At 64.4% G+C, this 21,114-nt stretch carries 14 protein-coding genes; 8 read left to right on the plus strand and 6 right to left on the minus strand.

Annotation, left to right across the window (positions count from 1 at the left end; translation table 11 throughout):
• Positions 1–158 precede the first annotated feature (158 nt).
• The 8 genes from CDV44_RS19595 (at position 159) to CDV44_RS19630 (ending at position 14,236) form a co-directional block, all read left to right on the plus strand.
• A complete protein-coding gene (locus CDV44_RS19595) occupies positions 159–1,241 on the plus strand; it encodes a putative 2-aminoethylphosphonate ABC transporter ATP-binding protein (protein ID WP_087689832.1) in 1,083 nt (360 codons plus the stop codon).
• A 7-nt stretch (positions 1,242–1,248) separates the two neighbouring features.
• Positions 1,249–3,078, plus strand: a complete 1,830-nt coding sequence (locus CDV44_RS19600) for a putative 2-aminoethylphosphonate ABC transporter permease subunit (RefSeq protein ID WP_087689834.1) — start codon at positions 1,249–1,251, stop codon at positions 3,076–3,078.
• Positions 3,079–3,201: 123 nt separating this feature from the next.
• The gene (locus CDV44_RS19605; RefSeq protein ID WP_087689836.1) at positions 3,202–4,335 is read left to right on the plus strand and encodes a 2-aminoethylphosphonate--pyruvate transaminase; all 1,134 of its coding nucleotides are present in this window, start codon (positions 3,202–3,204) and stop codon (positions 4,333–4,335) included.
• Positions 4,336–4,789: 454 nt separating this feature from the next.
• Positions 4,790–10,612 carry an autotransporter-associated beta strand repeat-containing protein gene (locus CDV44_RS19610; protein ID WP_087689838.1) on the plus strand — a complete coding sequence of 1,941 codons (5,823 nt, stop codon included), beginning with the start codon at positions 4,790–4,792 and terminating at the stop codon, positions 10,610–10,612.
• Positions 10,521–11,099 carry an autotransporter outer membrane beta-barrel domain-containing protein gene (locus CDV44_RS19615; RefSeq protein ID WP_170936031.1) on the plus strand — a complete coding sequence of 193 codons (579 nt, stop codon included), beginning with the start codon at positions 10,521–10,523 and terminating at the stop codon, positions 11,097–11,099. Before CDV44_RS19610 ends, CDV44_RS19615 begins: the two co-directional genes overlap by 92 nt.
• Positions 11,100–11,257: 158 nt before the next feature.
• Complete coding sequence (locus CDV44_RS19620) at positions 11,258–11,695, plus strand: DUF488 domain-containing protein (protein WP_087689842.1); 438 nt, start codon at positions 11,258–11,260, stop codon at positions 11,693–11,695.
• Between the two features lie 231 nt (positions 11,696–11,926).
• Complete coding sequence (locus tag CDV44_RS19625; RefSeq protein ID WP_087689844.1) at positions 11,927–13,297, plus strand: MFS transporter; 1,371 nt, start codon at positions 11,927–11,929, stop codon at positions 13,295–13,297.
• A 291-nt stretch (positions 13,298–13,588) separates the two neighbouring features.
• On the plus strand, positions 13,589–14,236 hold the full coding sequence (locus CDV44_RS19630) for a hypothetical protein (RefSeq protein ID WP_087689846.1): 648 nt from the start codon (positions 13,589–13,591) through the stop codon (positions 14,234–14,236).
• Here CDV44_RS19630 and purU read toward each other — a convergent pair.
• From purU to phnF, 6 genes are all read right to left on the minus strand, one after another.
• Positions 14,233–15,105: a formyltetrahydrofolate deformylase gene (gene purU / locus CDV44_RS19635; protein ID WP_087689848.1), complete on the minus strand. Its 873-nt coding sequence runs from the start codon at positions 15,103–15,105 to the stop codon at positions 14,233–14,235. The two genes, CDV44_RS19630 and purU, sit on opposite strands and share 4 nt — an antisense overlap.
• 71 nt (positions 15,106–15,176) lie before the next feature.
• A complete protein-coding gene (locus CDV44_RS19640; protein ID WP_087689850.1) occupies positions 15,177–16,028 on the minus strand; it encodes an NUDIX hydrolase family protein in 852 nt (283 codons plus the stop codon).
• Positions 16,029–16,184: 156 nt separating this feature from the next.
• Complete coding sequence (locus CDV44_RS19645) at positions 16,185–18,665, minus strand: FAD-dependent oxidoreductase (protein ID WP_087689852.1); 2,481 nt, start codon at positions 18,663–18,665, stop codon at positions 16,185–16,187.
• A 184-nt stretch (positions 18,666–18,849) separates the two neighbouring features.
• The gene (gene phnN / locus CDV44_RS19650) at positions 18,850–19,437 is read right to left on the minus strand and encodes a phosphonate metabolism protein/1,5-bisphosphokinase (PRPP-forming) PhnN (RefSeq protein WP_087689854.1); all 588 of its coding nucleotides are present in this window, start codon (positions 19,435–19,437) and stop codon (positions 18,850–18,852) included.
• Complete coding sequence (locus CDV44_RS19655; RefSeq protein WP_087689856.1) at positions 19,434–20,312, minus strand: DUF1045 domain-containing protein; 879 nt, start codon at positions 20,310–20,312, stop codon at positions 19,434–19,436. The genes phnN and CDV44_RS19655 overlap by 4 nt, the downstream gene beginning before the upstream one ends.
• Positions 20,309–21,070, minus strand: a complete 762-nt coding sequence (phnF, locus tag CDV44_RS19660) for a phosphonate metabolism transcriptional regulator PhnF (RefSeq protein ID WP_087689858.1) — start codon at positions 21,068–21,070, stop codon at positions 20,309–20,311. The genes CDV44_RS19655 and phnF overlap by 4 nt, the downstream gene beginning before the upstream one ends.
• Positions 21,071–21,114 lie beyond the last annotated feature (44 nt).

The raw sequence follows: 21,114 nt of genomic DNA on the forward strand, positions 1-21,114 counted from the left end.
ATCGACCGCGCAGTGCTGAGGTAGCGCTGCGTTTGCGGCAGATGGCAAGTGCCGGGGGCAACGTGTTTCACCCGGCACTGCCACCGCCAAGCGCACCGCGCGCCGCCTCGCGACACAAGCAGCAATGGACGTAATGGACATCGCAGGAGGTCCCCCGAATGAGCGACGACACGTATCTGAGCCTCGCCGGCATCCACAAACGGTTCGACAACACCGTAGTGCTGGGTGACATCAATCTCACCGTGCGGCGCGGCGAGATGCTCTGTTTTCTCGGCCCGTCAGGCTGTGGCAAGACAACCTTGCTGCGCATCATCGCCGGGCTCGAAGCGCAAACCCATGGCAAGGTCTCGCAGAACGGCCGCGACATTTCCACCTTGCCGCCCATGCAGCGCGACTACGGCATCGTGTTCCAGTCGTACGCGCTGTTTCCGAATCTGAGCGTGGCGCAAAACGTCGCCTACGGCCTGACCAACCGCCGTGTGCCGCGCGCCGAGCGCGACCAGCGCGTCGCCGAGTTGCTCGAGATGGTCGGCTTGCCCGACGCGGGTAAAAAATTCCCCGGACAACTCTCCGGCGGGCAACAACAACGCATCGCCATCGCCCGTGCGTTGGCGACATCACCGGGCCTGTTGCTGCTGGACGAACCGCTCTCGGCACTCGACGCCCGTGTGCGGGTGCGCTTGCGCAGCGAGATACGCGCGTTGCAACAGCGGCTGGGCATCACGACGATTCTCGTTACGCACGATCAGGAAGAGGCCTTGTCGATGGCTGATCGCATCGTGGTGATGAACCACGGCGTGATCGAGCAGGTCGGCACGCCGGGCGATATCTATCAGCACCCCGCCACGCCGTTCGTCGCCGATTTCGTCGGTAAAACCAACATCCTGCCCGCCCGCCTCGGTGACGCCGGACGCGTGCAGGTCGGCCGTTACGAACTGACCTGTGGCACGCTCAACGGCTGCCGTACCGGTGAAGACATTCGCGTGTTCTTCCGCCCCGAAGACGTGCGGGTGCGCGATCTCGACGACCTCGACGACGAGGCGAACGTCTTCGACGGTGCCGTGGAGAAGATTGAGTTTCTCGGTGCCTTCTCGCGGGTGACCCTGCGCATGCAGGCATGCGAGCACGCGCTCTATGCCGACCTCTCGCCTGCCGACATGCAGGCCCTGCAACCGGCCGCCGGCAGCGCCCTGCGCTTTGCCGTGCCGCGCGCCGCCGTGCGCGTCTTCCGTCAGGGGTGATGCCACGATGAGCTCCTTACCGTCGACACTGACTGCGACTTCGCCGGGGCAAGCGGCCGCGCCGCTCTCCGCCCAGACTTCTCATGCGGCACCCGCCTCACATGCCGGACCGGCGGGCAGCGCGCCGCCCTCGACGTTGCGCCCCGCACGTCTCGCATCGCACTGGACGGACCGGCTCGCGCAGGCCCTGTTGCTGGTGGCCGCCGCCGCAGGCGTGCTCTTTCTGCTCGCGCCGATGGCCGCCATTCTCATCAAGAGCGTGCAGGACAACGACGGCCACTTCGTCGGCTTGCGGCACTTCCGCGAGTACTTCCACTCGCCCGCGCTGTTCGGATCGATCTGGAACAGCGTGTGGATTTCGATCGTGACCACCGGCATCACGGTGCCGCTGGCGTTCATCTTTGCCTACGCGCTCACGCGCAGTTGTATTCGCGGCAAGACGCTGCTGCGCAATATCGCACTCATCCCGATTCTCGGGCCTACGCTGCTGCCCGCCATTTCGTTCATCTTCTGGTTCGGTAATCAGGGCGTGTTGCGGCCCTTCATGGGAGACATCGATATCTACGGGCCGCTCGGCATCGTGATGTCGCTCGTGAACGCCACGTTCCCGCACGCGCTGATGATCATGATCACGGCGCTCTCGCTCACTGACGCGCGGCTCTACGAAGCGGCCGACGCGCTCGGCACGCCGGTGCTGCGACGGTTCTTCACGATCACGCTGCCCGGGGCGAAATACGGCGTGATCAGCGCCGCAATGATCGTCTTCACTTACGCGATTTCGGACTTCGGGATTCCCAAGGTGATCGGCGGCGACTTCAACGTGCTCGCCACCGATATCTACAAACTCGTGATCGGACAGCAGGACTTCTCGAAGGGTGCCGTCGTCGGGCTGGTGCTGCTCGTGCCCGTGGGCATCACCTATCTGGTCGACTCGGTCGTGCAGCGCAAGCAGCAGGCGCTGCTCTCGGCGCGTGCGGTGCCTTACGTGCCCAAGCCCTCACGCGGTTTCGACTGGACGATGGCGGTGCTTTGCTGGGGCATGGCGGCCATCATGCTCGCGATTCTCGGCATGGCGGTCTACGCCTCGTTCGTGAAATTCTGGCCGTACAACTTCAGCCTCTCGCTCGGCCACTATCGTTTCGGGCTGGTGGAAAGCGGCGCCGTCGATGCCTACATCAACAGCGTGCAGATGGCGTTCTGGTGCGCGATCTGGGGCACGGCGGTGATCTTCGTCATTGCCTATCTGCTGGAGAAGACCAAGGGCCTTACATGGGTGCGCGGTTTCATCCGCATGATGGCCGTGCTGCCGATGGGCGTGCCCGGTCTGGTGCTGGGTCTGGGCTACATCTTCTTCTTCGTGCCGGAAGGCAACCCGTTGCACGGCTTGTACGGTTCGCTGGCGATTCTCGTGATCGTCAACGTCGTGCACTACTACTCGTCGAGTCATCTCACGGCAGTGACGGCGCTCAAGCAGATCGATCCGGAATTCGAGTACGTGTCGGCCTCGTTGAAGGTGCCCTTCTATCGCACGTTCTGGCGCGTGTCGGCGCCGATCTGCCTGCCGTCGATCATCGACATCAGCCGCTATCTGTTCGTCAACGCGATGACCACCGTGTCTGCCGTGGTCTTCCTGTATTCGGCCGACACCTCGCTCGCGTCGGTCGCCATCGTCAACATGGACGAAACCGGCTCGATCGGGCCCGCCGCGGCCATGGCCACGCTGGTGGTGCTCACGTCGATGCTCGCGTGCCTGCTTTATCACGGCATTCAACTCGTGGTGGAGCGTTACACGCAGGCGTGGCGGCGTCCGACGGCGCTTTCTCGCAAAGGTCATTGAAAGGTGATTGAAAGGCGGCGCACCCATGTCCTGTGTCCGCAGGTTGGCGTGCGCCGGTGCTTCCCAAGTTGCTTCTCTCTTGTTTGATTCTCGTTTGATTCCCCCGCTCAATAGGAGGCGGTCATGATTCTCGGTCAGGAACCGATTCTGCTTACCCCCGGCCCGCTCACCACGTCGCCGGCGACCCGACAGGCCATGCTGCGCGACTGGGGCTCGTGGGACACCCAGTTCAACCAGATCACCGCTTCGCTGTGCCGCGATCTCGTCGATATCGTGCATGGCGGCAACGACTACGCGTGCGTGCCGCTGCAAGGCTCGGGCACGTTCTCGGTCGAAGCGGCCATCGGCACGCTCACGCCGCGCAATGCGCGGATTCTGGTGCCCGATAACGGTGCCTATTGCCAGCGCATTCTGAAGATCTGCCGCTATCTCGGCCGCGATGCCGTGGCGCTGCCCATTGCCGAAGATCAGGCCGCGAGCGCCGCTGCCATCGACGAAGCGCTCACGCGCGATCCGTCGATCACACACGTGGCGCAGGTGCATCTGGAGACCGGTGCCGGTGTGCTCAACCCGCTCGCCGATATCGCCCGCGTGTGCCAGAAGCACGGCAAGGGGCTCATCGTCGACGCGATGAGTTCGTTCGGCGCCGTGGAGATCGACGTACGCACGATGCCGTTCGACGCGCTGATCGCCGCCAGCGGCAAGTGCCTCGAAGGCGTGCCGGGCATGGGCTTCGTGATCGTGAAGAAGACCGTGCTGGAGGCGTCCGCAGGCAACAGTCACTCGCTGGCGATGGATCTGCACGACCAGTACGCGTACATGCAGAAAACCACGCAATGGCGCTTCACGCCGCCGACGCACGTTGTCGCGGCCTTGCGTGCCGCCGTCGATCAGTTTCTCGCGGAAGGCGGGCAGCCGGTGCGCGGCGAGCGGTATCGCCGCAACTGCCGCGCGCTCGTCGATGGCATGGCATCGCTCGGCTTCCGGCCGTTCCTGTCGGCGGACGTGCAGGCACCCGTGATCGTCACGTTCCACGCACCGACCGACAGCAAGTACGACTTCAAGGCGTTTTATGCAGCAGTGCGCGAGCGCGGTTACGTCCTGTATCCGGGCAAGCTCACCCAACTGGAGACGTTCCGTGTGGGCTGTATCGGCGCGATCGACGACAACGAGATGCGCAACGTCGTCACGGCGATTGCGCAAACGCTGACATCGCTCGATATCCGCCAAGTCGCACCGCTGACGAAGGCCGCGTAGTCGCGCCCCGGCTCACATCACCTACGCTTCACGCGTGACACTGACGAGCGCCGCCACACCCCGTGCGGCGTTCGTCAGTCCCATCTGCGGGCCTACGCATGTGCCTCGCACAGCGGGAATCCTCCGAATCTAGCCCCCGCTTCCGACGCCCGAACGGCGTCGTCTCCTTCGCCGCACCGTATTGATTCGTCAGCGTTTCCCGGCACCGCCGCGATGCCGTGCCGCGACTTGTCACGTCGGCACGGCCGCGCGCTATCCCCTGCCGCTTTCTAGAATGCCCCGCACACAAACCGCGCATTAGTGCTGCGTCCGGCTGGTGTTTGCGCCTTCTCTCAGGCGCGCATCGCCATCGCGGCTCCCCCCGAATGTCGCCTGCCATGGGTGTCGCGCTTTCCGGCTTTCCGCGCGCATACCGCCCGTCCCCACACCGCACGCCTTTTGGAATCGGAACGCGATGAACAAGCACCTCTATCGTTTGGTCTGGCGGCATTGCCGCGTCGATGTCGTCCCCGCACCGGAGACGGCCTGCCAACGCACCGGGGCGGCACCGGCATCGCGTGCCAGAGGGGGCGGACGACGTAGCGCGGCAGCAACCTCCGGCGCGCCAGCCTCTGCGCTCACCCGACTGTTTCTTGCCTGCGCGGCCTTACTGAGTGCGACCATCACCGCCCCCGCGTGGGCAACGTGCACGGTGTTCGGAGGCGTCGTCACATGCATCGGTGCCGCCAATCCGCTGGCACCGTCGTACACGAGTGGCGCCAACAATCTGCCAGTCAACGTGAACAGCGGGGCCGGTGTCGGCGTGCTGCTCGGCATCGGCGGCACGCCGATGACGCTCACGGGCAATAACGTCACGCTCGTCAACGGCGGCACGATCGACCCCTCGGTACTCGGCAGCCTCGGTCTGCTCGCCAGCGGGACGGTCATCGGCAACGGCAATGTCGGCGGCAGCACCCAGACCGTGACGAACAACGCGATCATGCGCGGCACCGTCGGCTTACTCGGGGTCAATCTGCCGGGACTGACCGGACTAGCGCTCGCGGTGCAGAACGCTGCCGGTGGCAACACGGTTATCAACAACAGCGGCACGCTCGGTGCGTCGCCCATTCTCGGCGTATCGCTCACGGGCACCGGCAGTGCACCGGTTGTTGCAGCGTATGGCGGTGGTGCCGTCAACTTCACCAACTCGGGGACGGTGCTCGGGCGCATCGCGTTTCAGGCCAACGGCACACCGGGCGCCGGCAATTCGTTCACGAACGACGGCACGATCAGCGGCAGCATCTCGCTCGGTGGCGGCAGTACGAATACGTTCACCGCCGTCACAGGATCGACGTTGAACGACGGGGGCAGCGCCGGTCTCGCGGCCCTCCCCGTGACCGGGTTCAATCTCGGATTTGCCGCCACCGGCACGGTCGACGGCGGTGCAGGCGGCAACAACGCGCTGGTACTGAGCAACTCGGCGAACAACAACACGGCCATCGGCACCGGCACGCTCAACGGCGCGAGTTACGTGAATTTCTCGCAGGCTACCGTCAACGGCGGTACGTGGACCCTGAACGGGCCGCTCGCCGTCACATCCACCACGCTTAACGGCGGTCTTGCCGTCTTCAATGACCCGGGCAGTTTCGGCACCGGCACGCTGGTCGTGAACGGCGGCGGCATGCAGGCGGCGAACGCGGGTCTCTCCCTGACGCTGCCCGTCACGCTCGGCGCGAACGGCCTCACTGTTTCCGGCAGCAACCCACTCGTTGTGAGCGGTGTTCTCAGTGGCGCTGGTGGCGTGTCGCTCACAGGGACCGACAGCCTCACGCTGTCGGGCGCGAACACGTACACCGGCGGCACATCGCTGAGCAGCGGCACGTTGATCGCGGGTAGCAGTGCCGCACTCGGCAGCGGGGTCGTGCATGCGTCGGGCTCGAGCGCGGTTCTCGACGCCAGTGCCCCGCTAACGCTGGCCAATCAGATTTCAGTCGGCGGTGGCAGCACACTGCTCACGTTTGGCGGCAGCGCACCGCTCACCCTCACCGGGCAAATCACGGGAAGTGGCAACGTCATCAAGCAAGGGCCACAGTCAGTCACGCTCACAGGGGTCAACACCTTCAGCGGATCCATGAGTATCCTCGCGGGCACGTTGACCTTGTCCGGCGCGGGCACACTTCAGGTGGCGGGAACGCCGCTCGCGCTCGCGGGGCCGGGCTCAACGTTCGACATCTCGAATGCCAACGGCGATCGCACAATCGCCGGTCTGTCCGGCGTGGCGAACACACGGATCCTGCTCGGGGCCAACAACCTCACGCTCGGCAACAGTTCCAGCGGCACCTTCGCCGGGGTGATCAGCGGCACGGGCGGCATCATCAAGGCTAACGGCGACACGCAAACGCTCACGGGCAGCAACACATACACCGGTGGCACCACGATCAACGCGGGAGGTATCGCGCTCGCGGCAGGAGGCTCGCTGGCCAGCACGGGCGCGGTGTCGCTGCTCGGCTCGGGGACGGCGTTCGATATCAGTCAATTAGGCGCGTCGACCATCGGTGCACTCTCCGGAGTGGCGGATTCCACCGTCTCGCTCGGGGAAGCCTGGTTGACGTTCGGCGATGGGAACAACGTAAGCTTCGACGGCAGCATCACCGGCAACGGTGGCATCGTCAAACAAGGCACGGGGACGCAGACGCTTGCCGGCCCGAATACGTTCGACGGCCCCATCAGCATCTATGCGGGCACGTTGTCCGTCGGCGGGACCGGCACGTTGTCTGGCAACTCGGTGAAAATTGCCGGTGGCGCCGCGTTCGATATCAGCCATGGTGAGAATCAGACCATCGGCGCGTTATTCGGGGCCACGGGCAGTGCCGTCAATCTTGGCGACAACACGTTGTCGTTTGGCGATGGCACGAATCGGATTTTCGATGGCACGATCAACGGTAACGGCGGCGGCATCGTCAAATTCGGCACCGGCACGCAAACGCTCACCGGACAGCAGACATTTACCGGCAGCGTCGTGGTCGGAGGCGGCGCGCTGATTGTTGCCGAGGGTGGCAGCCTGTCGTCGCAGAGTGCGGTCATTCTTGGCGACAAGACGACGTCGCTCGATATCAGTGGTGCCGGTGTGCAAACCATTGGGTCCCTTAGCGGGGGCGCCGCGCAGGTGCAACTCGGCGCGAACACGTTGACCTTCGGCGACAACACCGGGCAAACGTTCAACGGCAGCATTCACGGCGCGGGCGCGCTCATCAAGCAAGGCGCAGGCGTGCAGACGCTGACGGGGGCGAGTGACTTCGCCGGCGGCCTGACGGTGAACTCCGGTGGTCTGGCACTGGGCGATGCGGCTGCGCTCGGGAGCGGCACGTTGACGATGGCCGATCAGACGACGCTCGACACCACACAAGCGGCGACGATCGCGAACAACATCACACTGAATGGCACGTCGGCGGTTCTCGGCAGTCAGGATATGACGCTGACCGGTGACGTTTCAGGTGTCGGGGCGCTGCAAAAGACCGGCAGTGCGCAACTGGTCATTGACGGTGCGGGCACGTGGACAGGCGGGACGACCATCAACGACGGTACGCTGGCATTAGGGGCTGGCGGGTCGCTCGCGTCACAAGGGGACGTCGTGCTGGGCAGCAACACCGCCGTGTTCGACATCAGTGCGGCGGGCAATCGTACCGTTGGAGCGCTCTCCGGCAGTGGAGGGTCGATTGCGCTCGGTGCCAATACGCTGACGTTCGGCGATGCTACCGATCAGACGCTGGGCGCGGCGCTTACCGGTACCGGCGGCATCGTCAAGCAAGGCACGGGCACGCAAACCCTCACGGCATCGCAAACGTTTACCGGCGGCGTCGACATTGCCGGCGGCACGCTGGCGCTCGGCACAGGCGGCTCACTGCAAGCCGCGAACGCGCTATCGCTGCCGGGGGCGAATACCGTGTTCGATATCGGCGCGGCCGGGCCGACCACCGTGGGCGCGCTCACCGGCATTACGGGTAGCGCCATCGCATTGGGAACACAGACGCTCACGTTCGGCGATGCATTGGATGAGACGTTCAACGGTGTCTTTCACGGCACTGGTGCCGTTGTGAAAACCGGTTCAGGCGTGCAGACGCTGACCGGTGCGAGCGACTTCACCGGTGGCACGACGGTCAATGCGGGCGGGTTGATTGTCGGCAACAATCTCGCACTCGGCACGGGCGCGCTGAACATCGCCAACAATGCGACGCTCGACAGTACGCAAGCGGTGACGCTCGGCAACAACATCAATCTGACCGGCACGCTGACTGTCCTCGGGAACAACGACGTGACGCTGAACGGCGTGCTCGCCGGGCTCGGCGGACTCACCAAAGCGGGCAGCGCGACGCTCACACTAGGTGGTTCCAATACCTATACCGGCCCCACTACCATCAACGCCGGGACCCTCGCGCTGGGCGCAGGCGCCTCGTTGAATGCGGCAGGTGCGATCAACGTTGCGAGCGGCGCCACGCTCGATCTTTCCGCAGGCAACGGCACGCAAACGATCGGCGCCCTCGACGGGACGGGTACCGTCAATCTCGGCAGTGTCGTGACGACACTCGGCGATGCGGGAAGCGACACATTCAGCGGCAACATCGCGGGCACGGGATCGCTGGTCAAAGTCGGTATGGGCACACAAACGCTCACGGGTCAGAACACGTACACCGGCGGCACAACGGTACAAGCGGGGACGCTCGCGCTAAGCGGCGCAGGCGCGCTGGCGTCGAACGGCGCACTCACGCTGAGCGGTACCAACGCGACGTTCGATATTTCCAGTGCGAATGGACCGCGCACCATCGGCGCGCTTTCGGGCGTCGCCAACTCACAGATCGATCTGGGCGCGAATACGCTGACGTTCGGCGACGCCACCGGGCAGAACTTCGACGGCGTAATCTCAGGCGCGGGGGGCATCGTCAAACAAGGCGCTGGATCCGCAAGACTTGACGGCGTGCAGTTGTACGCCGGTACCACGACCGTTACCGATGGTGCGCTCTTCATCGGACGTACAGGGAGTCTTGCGGCAGGGGCACATGTCGTGGTCGATGGTGTGAACGCGTCGCTTGATCTGAGCGATGCGGGTGATCAAACCATTGGCAGCCTGTCCGGTACGAGCGGTGTCGTGGCACTCAGTCACAACACGTTGACGTTCGGTGATGCGAGCGACGAGACGCTGGCAGCCGCGATTCAGGGGTTCGGCAACGTCGTCAAACAAGGCGCGGGCACGCAAACGCTCACGGGTGAGAACCTGCTGGCCGGCATGCTCACGGTCGCCGACGGGGCGGTGGTGCTCGGCGCAGGCGGCTCGCTGCTGAACACGACCGATGTCACGCTCAATGCCGGCACATCGCTCGATGTGAGCGCCGCCACGGCGCCTACGATCGGTGCACTCAACGGGGTAGCGGGCAGCACGCTTCGCATCGGCAATCGGACAATCACGCTCGACAGCAGCAACAACGGCGATTTCGGCGGCGCGTTGAGCGGCGCAGGCGGCATCGTCAAACAAGGCAGCGGTACGCAAACGCTCTCGGGCGGTTTGGTGCTGCCAGGCACGGTGCAAATCAACGCGGGCAGGCTCGCGTTGCGCGGCGGAACGCAGCTCGATTCCGCCGCCGTCAGTCTCAACGGCTCGACAAGTGTTCTTGATGTTGTGGCCGGACCGACGCAGGTCGTCAGCACACTTACCGGTGTGGCCGGCAGTGTCATAGGGATTGACCACGCGACATTGAGTTTCGGCACTGCCGGTGACAACACACTCGCCTCGGACATCCACGGCGCTGGCGGACAGCTCGTCAAAGTCGGCAACGGCGTGCAAACGCTTTCCGGTAACAGCGACTTCGGTGGTGGCATGAACGTGCAGGCGGGCGGCATCCTCGTCGGCAGCAATACCGCGCTGGGCACCGGCACCGTCACCTTTGCCGATGCAACATCGCTCGATGCCACGCAAGCCACCGCGCTCGGCAACCGGATCATGCTCAACGGCAATCTCGACGTGCTCGGCACGCACGATCTCACGCTCAACGGCGCCGTCTTCGGTGGGGGCGGCATCACCAAAAATGGCAGCGCCACGCTTACGCTCAACGGGGAGAACACTTACATCGGCGCAACCAACGTCAGTGCAGGCACTCTCGCGTTGGGCGCTGGTGGGCGCGTATGTCAGCCGGCGCTTCGGGCACCTTGGCGCCATGCTCGGCGGCTCGTATGCGTTGCAGCAGATCAGTTCACGGCGTGCGGTCGCCATCGGCCCCATTGCACAGACCGCGCGTGCCAGCTATGACGCCGCGACGTGGCAGGTCTTCGGCGAAGCGGCATGGCGATTCGATTTGGGCCGCGTCGGCATCGAGCCCTTTGCGGCCATGGCGCATGCGTGGGTGCGTACCGATGCCTTCAACGAATCGGGCAGCGCCGCCGACCTTCATGCCGATGAACAGACACGTGGCATCACGTTCTCGACGTTGGGGGTACGGGGTGACTTGCCGTTCGGCACCGGCGCGGGCACCGCTGCACTGGGACGCTTACGGCTGTCGGCCGGATGGCGGCATGCGTTTGGCGCGGATACCCCGGACGCGCAACTCGCCTTCGTCGATAGCGCCGCCGGCTTCACGGTCGGTGGCGTGCCCATCGCCCGGGACGCGGCCATTGTCGAGGCCGGCATCGACGCCTTCGTCGGGCAAGCGGTCACGCTAGGTGTGAGCTACACCGGGCAGTTCGGCAGTCAGGTCACCGACAACGCCGTGTTCGGCAATCTCAACTGGCGCTTCTAAACGACAAGGTAGATGGGCGGACAGCCGAACGGAAGGGCGGCGCGATGCAGTACGGGCGCGCCGCTCGCCTCGTCCGGCATCCTCCGGTAAGCTGGCGGCTATTGCGCTCGTACGCGTGCCCCTCGCGGAGGCTGTCCCCCATGCCGTCACCGAAAGCTATGAAATCCGCTCCGAAGGCCGCTGCGGAACACGCACCCCATCGCGCCGCCAAGTCTGGCGATCAGCACACCGACCTCCATTTCAAACGTGTCTACGACGCGCCGTCGCCTGATGACGGGCAACGCGTGCTGGCCGATCGTCTGTGGCCGCGCGGGCTCTCCAAAGAGAAAGCCAAGATCGACTTCTGGGCCAAGGACGTCACACCGAGTACAGACCTGCGCAAGTGGTTTCACGAGCATCCCGAGGAGTTCAACGATTTCCGTACGCGTTTTCTAGAGGAGCTGAGCACGCTCGACGCCGATCACAACGCGATGCTTGCCGAACTGCGCACGCGGTTGCCCCAAGGCCGCGTGACGCTGCTCACGGCGGCGCACAAACTCGAAGACGGTGACGCCCAGACGCACCTTCACGTACTGCGCGATTTTCTCGCGTCGTGACCGCATGACCGCGTATCACGCCTCAAGACGGCATTCCGCCCTTCAAAACGGCCTCAATCGACCCGCGTCGCCTGAAAACCCGCATGCTTTCTGGCGTTCGGCGAAAGCGGCGCGGCGCCCGGCAAAGTTTGCTATAACGTTTGCCAGCGCTCTACGTCTGCCCCTCGCCACGCGCTCACCCGTCGCACCTCACACGCTTACCCGGTTGCCGCTTCGGCAGCCCGCTGCCTCATGCTAGTTCCACTGATTGTTGCCTGCGCGCTGTTCATGGAGAACATGGATTCGACCGTGTTGTCCACCTCGTTGCCGCTGATCGCCAAGGATCTCGGCGAGAGTCCGATCACGCTCAAGCTCGCGCTCACGACCTACCTCATCAGTCTCGCTGTCTTCATCCCGATCAGTGGCTGGATTGCCGACCGCTTCGGCACGCGCAACGTGTTTCGATTCGCCATCGGGGTGTTCGTATTCGGCTCGATCTGCTGCGGCATTTCGACCAATCTTCCGGAACTGGTGATTGCACGTTTCGTGCAAGGCATGGGCGGCGCCATGATGGTGCCGGTCGGCCGTCTCGCGTTGCTCAAATCCGTGGAAAAGCGCGACATGGTGCGCGCACTCAATTACCTGACGATTCCCGCGCTAGTCGGCCCGGTACTCGGCCCGCCGCTCGGGGGTTTCATCACCACGTACTGGCACTGGCGCTGGATCTTCTTCATCAACATTCCGATCGGCATTCTCGGCTTCGTGCTCGCGACGAAGTACATCCCCGATCTGTTCGAAGAGGACGTGCCGCCGCTCGATGTGAAGGGCTTCATCCTGTCGGGACTCGGACTGTCGATTCTGATGCTCGGCCTCTCGACCATTGGCCGTCATTTGATTCCGACGCCGCTCGCGCTCGGGCTCGTCGCCTTCGGCGGCATGCTGCTGTGGTCGTATCTACGCCACGCGCGTGGCCTCGAGCACCCGCTGCTGCGGCTCGATCTGTTCCGCATCCCGACGTTCCGCGCGGGTGTGGCAGGCGGCACGCTGTTCCGCATCGGCGTGGGCGCGACGCCGTTTCTGTTGCCGCTGATGCTGCAACTCGGCTTCGGCATGACGCCGATGGAGTCGGGGGCGCTCACGTTCATCTCGGCCGCGGGTGCGATGTTCATGAAAACGCTCTCGCTGCGCATTCTGCAACGCTGGGGCTTTCGCCGTGTGCTGATGACCAACGCAATCATCGCGTCGGCCACCATCGGCGGCTATGGGCTGTTCACCGATCAAACCGCGCATCTGGTCATTCTCTGCACGCTGCTGTTCGGCGGGTGCTTCCGCTCCCTGCAATTCACCAGCCTGAATGCGATCTCCTACGCCGACGTGCCCGCACACCGCATGAGTCAGGCGACGAGTCTGGCAAGCGTGGCGCAGCAGGTCTCGCTCACGCTCGGCATCACCATCGGGGCGGCCGTGCTGCAAACGTCGTCGTATCTGCATGGGCGCGATCACGTCGTCTCGGCCGACTTCCCGTGGGCATTCCTGACGGTGGGTCTGATTGCAGTGAGTTCGACGATCTCGATCGCCCGCCTCGCCCGCGACGCCGGCAGCGAATTGGCACAACGCAGTTGACGGACTGAAACTGATAGGCTGGGCACTTGTTCCAAAAGCACAGTGCCCGGCGTTTTCGCAGAATGGCGATTCTCCTTCTTGAGAATCGAGACGATGCGTATCCCTTCTCCCCCGCCGTCATCCGCTCCCAAAGCCGCCCCGTCGGGAGGTGGCGGCAAGGCGGCAGCGCCCGCCCCCGCCTCCGGAGGCGGAAAATCGCAAGCGTGCGACGCCATCCGGCAGTACGTATCGTCCGTCGCACCGGGTACGAATTGGGCCTTTAGCCCAGCCCCCGATCTCTCCGTCGACAAGTTGGGCAATTTCCTTCGAGGTACCGCGTCGTGGGATGCGCCCTTCGACCCGCTCGACACCCGCAGACTCGCATTCACGCTGGACGTCGGCGAGCGTATCGACGTCGACATGATGAAGATCGACGGTGAGCGGATGGAGGTCAGCGGCCTCTTGGCCGGCGACCCGCGTTTCGTCGTCAAACGATTGCATCCGCACAGCACGATTTCGGGGATGGGGATAGGGACGGGGATGGGGGCCGAATCGACCAGCGGTCTACGCGTGCTCTACGCGCAACGCGACCCCCATGCCTGCGAGGCACTGACGGATGCCGGCCTGCTGGACTGGCTGCTCGATGCGTTGGCCGCATCGGCACCGCTGGGTGAATTACTGGGCTTGCGCACCGCGACGGTCGACTTCTCTGTGCCGCGTTTTGCGCAGATTATTCAAACGGACCGACCGAGCCACGATTTTTTCCTCGTTCATAACGAAGAGGGCGTGCGCGCGGCCCTCGGCGAAGAAAATCTACCGGTCGCCGAATGGCACCCGCCCGACCATCGCGTCACGCTGGACACGCCGTTCTTTGTCGTCATGCTCACCGTCGATGACTATCCGCTTCTGGTCACCTATCAAGCACACCCAGTCGAGGATGTCATCACATCTTCCGATTAGCGGAAGATCACCGTCTTGTGCCCGTTGAGCAGAATGCGGTGTTCGGCGTGATAGCGCACGGCACGTGCCAGCGCCACGCACTCCACGTCGCGGCCGATGGCAGTGAGTTGCTCCGGGTCCATCGTGTGATCCACGCGCTCGACTTCCTGCTCGATGATCGGGCCTTCGTCGAGGTCGGACGTCACGTAATGTGCCGTCGCCCCGATCAGCTTCACGCCACGATCGAACGCCTGATAGTACGGCTTCGCGCCCTTGAAGCTCGGCAGGAACGAGTGGTGAATATTGATCGCGCGGCCCGCCAGCTGCTTGCACAGATTGGCGGAGAGCACCTGCATGTAACGCGCCAGCACCACCAGATCGATGTTGTTGTCGTTGACCAGTTCAAGCACCTTCGCTTCCTGCGCGGCCTTCGATTCCGGCGTGGAATTCATGAGCGGCAGGTGATGGAACGGAATGTTGTAGCTGGCGGCCAGTTGGTAGAAATCCTTGTGGTTCGAGACGATCACCGGGATTTCGATGTTGAGCTGACCGGTCTTGTAGCGGAACAGCAGATCGTTCAGGCAATGGCCGATCTTCGAGACCATGAGCATCACGCGCGGCTTGATCGCCGCGTCGACCAGTTCCCACTGCATTTCGTATTGCGTGGCGAGCGGTGCGAAGTCGCGTTGCAGCGCAGCCAGATCGGTTTCGCCCGGCAGTTGCTGGAAGTGCACGCGCATGAAAAAGCCGCCCGTGAAGCGATCGTTGAACTGCGCCGAGTCGAGAATGTTGCCGCCGCGCTCGACCAGGAAACCGGCCACCGCGTGGACGATGCCGGGACGGTCCGGGCAGGACAACTTCAGAATGTAGCTATTTTCGATCGGTGCCATGATTGCTCCTGGGCAAATGCTTGCAATGACGTTGCAGTGTTGAAATTCTGATTGGGCCAGCGGGCCGCGGATTATTCGTCGGCCGGTTTGAACAAGGCGTCGATACCGGCGCAGTCCTTCGCGCGCACCGCACCTTCACGCAGCAGAAAGTCGAGACTCGCAAGACTTGCGTCGACGGTCATCTTGCCGCGCGCAATCACGTCGCGCACCTGACCGGCAGAACACAGCCAATGCGCGCTCGCCTCGCCGTCCTGATTCTCCGGCACGAAGCCTCGTGGCAACGCAAGGTCGTAGACGAAAATCTGCTCCGACTGCACGCCCTCCGGAATCTCCGCGAGGATATGCAGCGTGCGGCCCGGCCGGGCTTCGTTCACCAGATACGCCGGAATGCCTGCTTCTTCCCAGCACTCTTTGACGAGCGTGTCACCCACGCCGATACCGTTGCCGATACCGCCCGCTGCCGCATTGTCCAGACAGCCGGGGTCGGTCGCCTTGAGCACGCTGCGACGGGCGATCCACATCTTCGGGGCTTCGCCCGCGAAGCGCGCGGGGACATACGCGTTCACGTGCACGGCAAACGTACGTGTACCGAAGAACCGCGACGCCGCACGCTCGATCCACGCGAGCGGCGCATCGTAGAGTCGCTGCCGGATGGCGTAGCGTTCGTTGCGCCAGCCGGTGATGATGCCCTCGGCCGCCAGCGTCTCGATCACCGGCGCAAGCGCCGCCGTGCGGGCTTCACACGTGTCGTGACGCGGATGGATGCGCACCGCGAGCGAGCTGATTTCAAAGACCTCGGGCCACCGGCACAGCGACTCGACGTCGCGACGACGAATCCAGCCGTAACGCTGCGAACCGATCACGAGCGGCAGGTGCGCCGCGTCGTCGAAGCGGCGCGCCGCTGCTATACATGCAAAAGACATACGGGAAGACCGGACGCACCCTCACCGGACAGGTGCGAAAACTAGGCAAAAGCGGCATTTTACAGAAGCGGCAGCGAGTCCGCCCGTGTCAGTCGAGATTCACGTCCGGTGCCGTGTGGGGATTCCGACTGACATCGGACCGGAATCAGGCCCGGGTCACGCTTTCACGCGCTCGCCCTTCGGGTCGTACAGGGCCCGCAGTTGCACTCGCGCGTCGAGCAACTCACCCGCCAGATCCACTTGATATCGCCCTGCCTCGACGAACGCGGCATCCACCGGACCGTCGGGGTTGATGAGGAACGCGAGCCCCACCGGCGCATCGATGGTATGCCCGTACGCCGCCGACGAAATGAAGCCCACAGGCTGGCCGTCACGCAAGACCGCCTCGCCACCCCACAGCATGCGATCGGTCGCCCCGTCGAGGGCCACGCTCACCAGCTTGCGGCGCACCCCTTGCGCACGGGCCTGTTCGACCGCCGTGCGCCCGGTGAACGCGATGTCGCCCGCCAGCTTGCAAGCGAACGTCAGACCGGCCTCGACCGGGTTGGTATCGGGCGTCAGTTCGCGGCCCCACGCCCGATAGCCCTTCTCGATGCGCAGCGAGTCGATGGCGTAATAGCCCGCGTCGCGCAACCCGAACGCCTTGCCCGCCGCGTGCAGCGCCTCGTAGACCCCCACGGCGAATTCGACCGGCACGTAAAGCTCCCAACCGAGTTCGCCGACGTAGGTCAGGCGCGTCGCACGCACGGTGGCATAGCCGAGATCGATCTCGCGGCTCGTGCCGAACGGAAATGCCTCATTGGAGAAATCGGCCTTGGACACTTGCTGGAGCAAGGCGCGCGAATTCGGCCCCATGACTGCCAGCACCGAATATTGTCCCGTCACGTCCACCACGGTGCAGTGCGCGTCGGCCGGAATGCGGCGCTCCACGTAATCCATGTCGCGGGTGGTCTGTGCCGAGCCGGTCACCATCAGGTACTGATCGGGCGCGAGACGCGTGAGCGTGAAGTCCGACTCGTAGCCGCCGCGCTCGTTGAGCATGCCCGTGTAGACCGTACGGCCCGGCCCCACCGACACGTCGTTGCTGCACAGCGATTGCAGCACGCGCTCGGCATCCCGCCCCTTGATAAGCAGCTTCGAGAACGAGCTCATGTCGAACAGCGCCACGGCCTCACGGCACGCACGATGCTCGGCCGCGCTCCACGCATGCCAGTTCTGCTGACCGAAGCTGTACTCGATGCGCGCTTCTTCGGGCGAAGGCGCGAAGAAGTTGGGCCGCTCCCAGCCCATCTTGCTGCCGAAGCACGCGCCCTTGGCGAGCAACGTGCCATACAGCGGCGAGCGGCGGAACGGGCGCGCCGTGTCGAGTTCGCGATTCGGCCACGGCATCGCGTAATGCAGGCCGAGCGTCTCTTTCACACGGTCGTGCAGCCACGTGTCGTTGCCGTTGAAACCGGCGAAGCGGCGGATATCCACCGGCCACAGATCCATCGTCGGCTCGCCCGCGACAATCCACTCGGCGAGGGCCATGCCCGCCCCGCCCGCCGACGCGATACCCATGGAGTTGAAGCCCGCGCCGACGTAGAAATTCCGCAACTCGGGGGCTTCGCCAAGTATGAAGTTGTTGTCCGGCGTGAACGACTCGGGGCCGTTGTAGAACTGGCGAATCTGCGCCGTCTCCAGCGCCGGCACGCGGATCAGTGCGTTCTCCATGAGGATCTCGAACTGGTCCCAGTCGTCGGGCAACAGTTGAAACTCGAAGTTCTCGGGAATGCCGTTCATGCCCCACGGCTTGGCATTCGGCTCGAAGCCGCCCATCACCAGCCCGCCGACTTCTTCCTTGAAGTAGATGTACCCGTCGGGGTCACGCATCACCGGCAGATCGGGATGCACGCCCGCGATGCGCTCGGTCACGATGTAGTAGTGCTCGGCCGAGTGCAACGGCACCGTGACGCCGCACATCCGGCCCACGGCCTTGGCCCATTGGCCCGCGCAGTTGACGACGATCTCGGCGTCGATGCGACCGCTCTCGCCGTCCTTGTTTTGCCACGACACGCCGGTGGCCGTGCGCACGCCATTGGGCGTCGCCGTGTGAATTTCGGTGATACGGGTGTTCTCGGCGATTCGCACGCCCCGGCTGCGCGCACCGCGTGCGAGGGCTTGCGTGAGATCGGTCGGATTCGCCTTGCCATCGCCCGGCAGCCATACGGCGCCCACGAGGTCATCGGTGCGCATGACCGGCCACAACTCACCGGCATCGCGCGGCGAGATCACGTCGCATTGCACGCCGTACGCCCGCGCCACGGCGGCCGTGCGCTTGAGTTGCGTCATGCGCTCGGGCGTGCGCGCCACCGACAACGACCCGCATTGCTTCCAGCCCGTGCCCAGCCCCGTCTCCGCTTCCAGCTCGCTGTACAGCTTGGTCGAATAGCGGATGAGCTTCGTCATGCTCTCCTGCGAGCGCAACTGCCCGACAAGCCCCGCAGCGTGCCAAGTCGTGCCGCACGACAACTGCCCCTGTTCGAGCAGCACGACGTCGGTCCAGCCGAGTTTCGCGAGGTGATAGGCGACGGAACATCCGACGATGCCGCCGCCGACGATGACGACGCGGGCATGAGTGGGCAAGACTGTGGCCATGAGGGGCTCCGGAAAGCGGCCCGCGCCTGCAACGGCACGGGCGGTGTCGTGGTGGATGTCGTGAGATTACGCAAAGCTCGCCCACTTTGCAATAATTTGCAAAATAACGACACACAACGCCACATCAACCCGGATTGTCAGCCTGACATCCGCCCGTCATCTCAATGGGTCACTGGGTCTTCCCTCAGCGCCGTCCCTCTGCACCGTCCCCCTGCGTCAGCACCGCGACCAGTGCGTCGCCCGCCTCCGCCAGCGTGCCATTGTTGGCGATGACGGCCAGTGGAATGCCGTCCGGCGGCGTCCACTGCACGCGGTGGGCAACGCGTTGATCGAGCGCCTCACCCGACTCCCGGCCGCGACTGGCGAGACGTTGCGCGCGCACCTGCGCGTCGACCTGAACTTCAACCAACGACAACCGCTCGCCATACCGTTGCACCGCGCGCTCGAGAAACGCGCGCGAGCCGTTCATCACCACGCTCGCACCGGCCGCCAGCCACGTGTCGATTTCCACGCCGATGCCGTAGCGGCAACCATGACTTTCCCAGTCGAGTGCGAAGCACCCCAATGCGTGCCGCTGGGTGAATTCAGCCGACGACAGCGCGACGTGGTTTTCACCATCGGCCGTCGGCGGCCGTGTGATGTAGCGATGGGCGAACATGACGGGCGCGGCTGCGGCGGGTTGCCCGCCAATACGCTCGCGCGCGTAGGCCAGCAAGGAGTCCTTGCCCGCGCCTGAGGCGCCCATCACATAGAACAACCGTGCGCGGTTCATTCGGCATCTCCGGCTTGATCAGCCGCATTGGCCGCATTGGCCGTTGGGTTCTGACCGAACGTGAAGCGCTCTGCGATCACGAACGGTGCCTTGGGTGTGGGCTGCACGAACAGCGCAAGACCGTCGACACGCATCGGTCCCAACGCCTGCACACGCGGGTGCCACCAGTCGGTCGTCGCCGTCGCGTCGGCAGCGCTGACACGATCCGTGAGCGTGACGTGAAAACGAAATTCATCGAACACGTACGGATAGCCCCAACGCGCGAGCAATTCGCGCTGACGCGTCGTCAGCGGCTGCGCCAGACGACGCGTCAGTTCGGCCTCGCTGGGCAGCGCGCGCAAGCCATCAAACGCTTCCACGCAGTCGAAAGCAAGCGCATCGATCTGCTTCGCAGCGGCCGCGCCTGCGGCACTGACGACACCGGGCACGCCCGCGACGTTCGTTTTCGGACGCAGCGCGACAAAACCGGGCCGCTTGCCGTTGTCGGTGTCCACCACGTCGATGGTCAGCGGCAGGTCGAATGGCGTATGTCTTGCTGCCACTTGTCGCGCGATGGTGTAAAGGTCGTCGGGCTTAACACCCGGGGCAAGACGCATCGGCGCTTTGAGGGTGCCGTGCAGTCCGTAGCGGCGTGCATCGACGGTGAGGTCTGCCAGCGCACGCGACAACCCCGGCACTTGGGGCGCATTGAGTTGCCGGCCCGTGATGGCGTCACGCCCCAGCCAACGGCTGCCCTCGTTCCACCAGCAAGCGCCCGCAGGCGGGACGTAGTACACGGCAAATCGAGCCACAGCCAAGTCGAGCGACGCCAGTGCTTCGCGACGTTGGGGCGCATCGGGTAACGGGTTGCCGACGGATGCGAAGACGTCGCTCATGCCGCATCTCCCTGCACCACAAGTTGCATACGGTCGGCGGGGAAATAGGCGATGCCGTATTTGATCGGCTTGCCCTTTTCATCCACGTCGGTGCTCTCGACGCTCAACACGGGTTGCTGCCGGTTGATGCCGAGATGCCGTGCGATTTCCGCGTCGGGCAGGCGCGCGCCGATGCGGCTTTCGCGCCGCGTGTAATCGGTCACACCGTAAGTGGCGAGCGTTGCGCTGATCGTCGTGGACTGTGCAAAGACGTCGGGAAAATCGGGGAAGCGTGCCGCCGGAAACCAGTTCTCGCTGTACGCGAGCGGCAACTCGATGCCCTGATCGTCAAGGCTGCGACGCGCCAGCTCCACGCGATACACCGACGTGCCCGCGCGCACTTCCAACGCTTGCGCCACGTTCGCTTCGGCGCTCACCTTGCGGGCCGACAGAATCTGCTGCGCGACCTTGAGGTTGTGCTGCGAAAGATTTTCGGAGAAGCGCGTGCGGCGGCCGATCACGTAGTCGATGGCACCGGCCTGCACGAAAGTGCCACGGCCATGTTCGACATTCACGAGCCCCTGCTCGGCCAGACCGAGAATGGCGCGCCGCACCGTATGGCGGTTCACGCCGAAACGGTGGGCCAGATCGGTTTCGCTCGGCAGACGGTCGTCAGGCAGCCCTTCGCCATAGCGACGCTGGCCGATTTCGGTGGCGAGAATCTGCGCAATCTGTCGCCAAACGGCGACGCCGCCACCGCGTTCGAGTTGTGCTGTCATGAAATTGACACCCGGCAAAGTTGTAATGAGTTCGCGAGACTTAC

This window comes from Pandoraea sp. PE-S2R-1 (genome assembly GCF_002179865.1).
Taxonomy (GTDB): domain Bacteria; phylum Pseudomonadota; class Gammaproteobacteria; order Burkholderiales; family Burkholderiaceae; genus Pandoraea.

Coding starts and splice junctions, on each gene's coding strand:
- CDV44_RS19595 (WP_087689832.1), top strand. CDS start 159: ATGAGCGACGACACGTATCTGAGCCTCGCCGGCATCCACAAACGGTTC.
- CDV44_RS19600 (WP_087689834.1), top strand. CDS start 1,249: ATGAGCTCCTTACCGTCGACACTGACTGCGACTTCGCCGGGGCAAGCG.
- CDV44_RS19605 (WP_087689836.1), top strand. CDS start 3,202: ATGATTCTCGGTCAGGAACCGATTCTGCTTACCCCCGGCCCGCTCACC.
- CDV44_RS19610 (WP_087689838.1), top strand. CDS start 4,790: ATGAACAAGCACCTCTATCGTTTGGTCTGGCGGCATTGCCGCGTCGAT.
- CDV44_RS19615 (WP_170936031.1), top strand. CDS start 10,521: ATGCTCGGCGGCTCGTATGCGTTGCAGCAGATCAGTTCACGGCGTGCG.
- CDV44_RS19620 (WP_087689842.1), top strand. CDS start 11,258: ATGAAATCCGCTCCGAAGGCCGCTGCGGAACACGCACCCCATCGCGCC.
- CDV44_RS19625 (WP_087689844.1), top strand. CDS start 11,927: ATGCTAGTTCCACTGATTGTTGCCTGCGCGCTGTTCATGGAGAACATG.
- purU (WP_087689848.1), bottom strand. CDS start 15,105: ATGGCACCGATCGAAAATAGCTACATTCTGAAGTTGTCCTGCCCGGAC.
- CDV44_RS19640 (WP_087689850.1), bottom strand. CDS start 16,028: ATGTCTTTTGCATGTATAGCAGCGGCGCGCCGCTTCGACGACGCGGCG.
- CDV44_RS19645 (WP_087689852.1), bottom strand. CDS start 18,665: ATGGCCACAGTCTTGCCCACTCATGCCCGCGTCGTCATCGTCGGCGGC.
- phnN (WP_087689854.1), bottom strand. CDS start 19,437: ATGAACCGCGCACGGTTGTTCTATGTGATGGGCGCCTCAGGCGCGGGC.
- CDV44_RS19655 (WP_087689856.1), bottom strand. CDS start 20,312: ATGAGCGACGTCTTCGCATCCGTCGGCAACCCGTTACCCGATGCGCCC.
- phnF (WP_087689858.1), bottom strand. CDS start 21,070: ATGACAGCACAACTCGAACGCGGTGGCGGCGTCGCCGTTTGGCGACAG.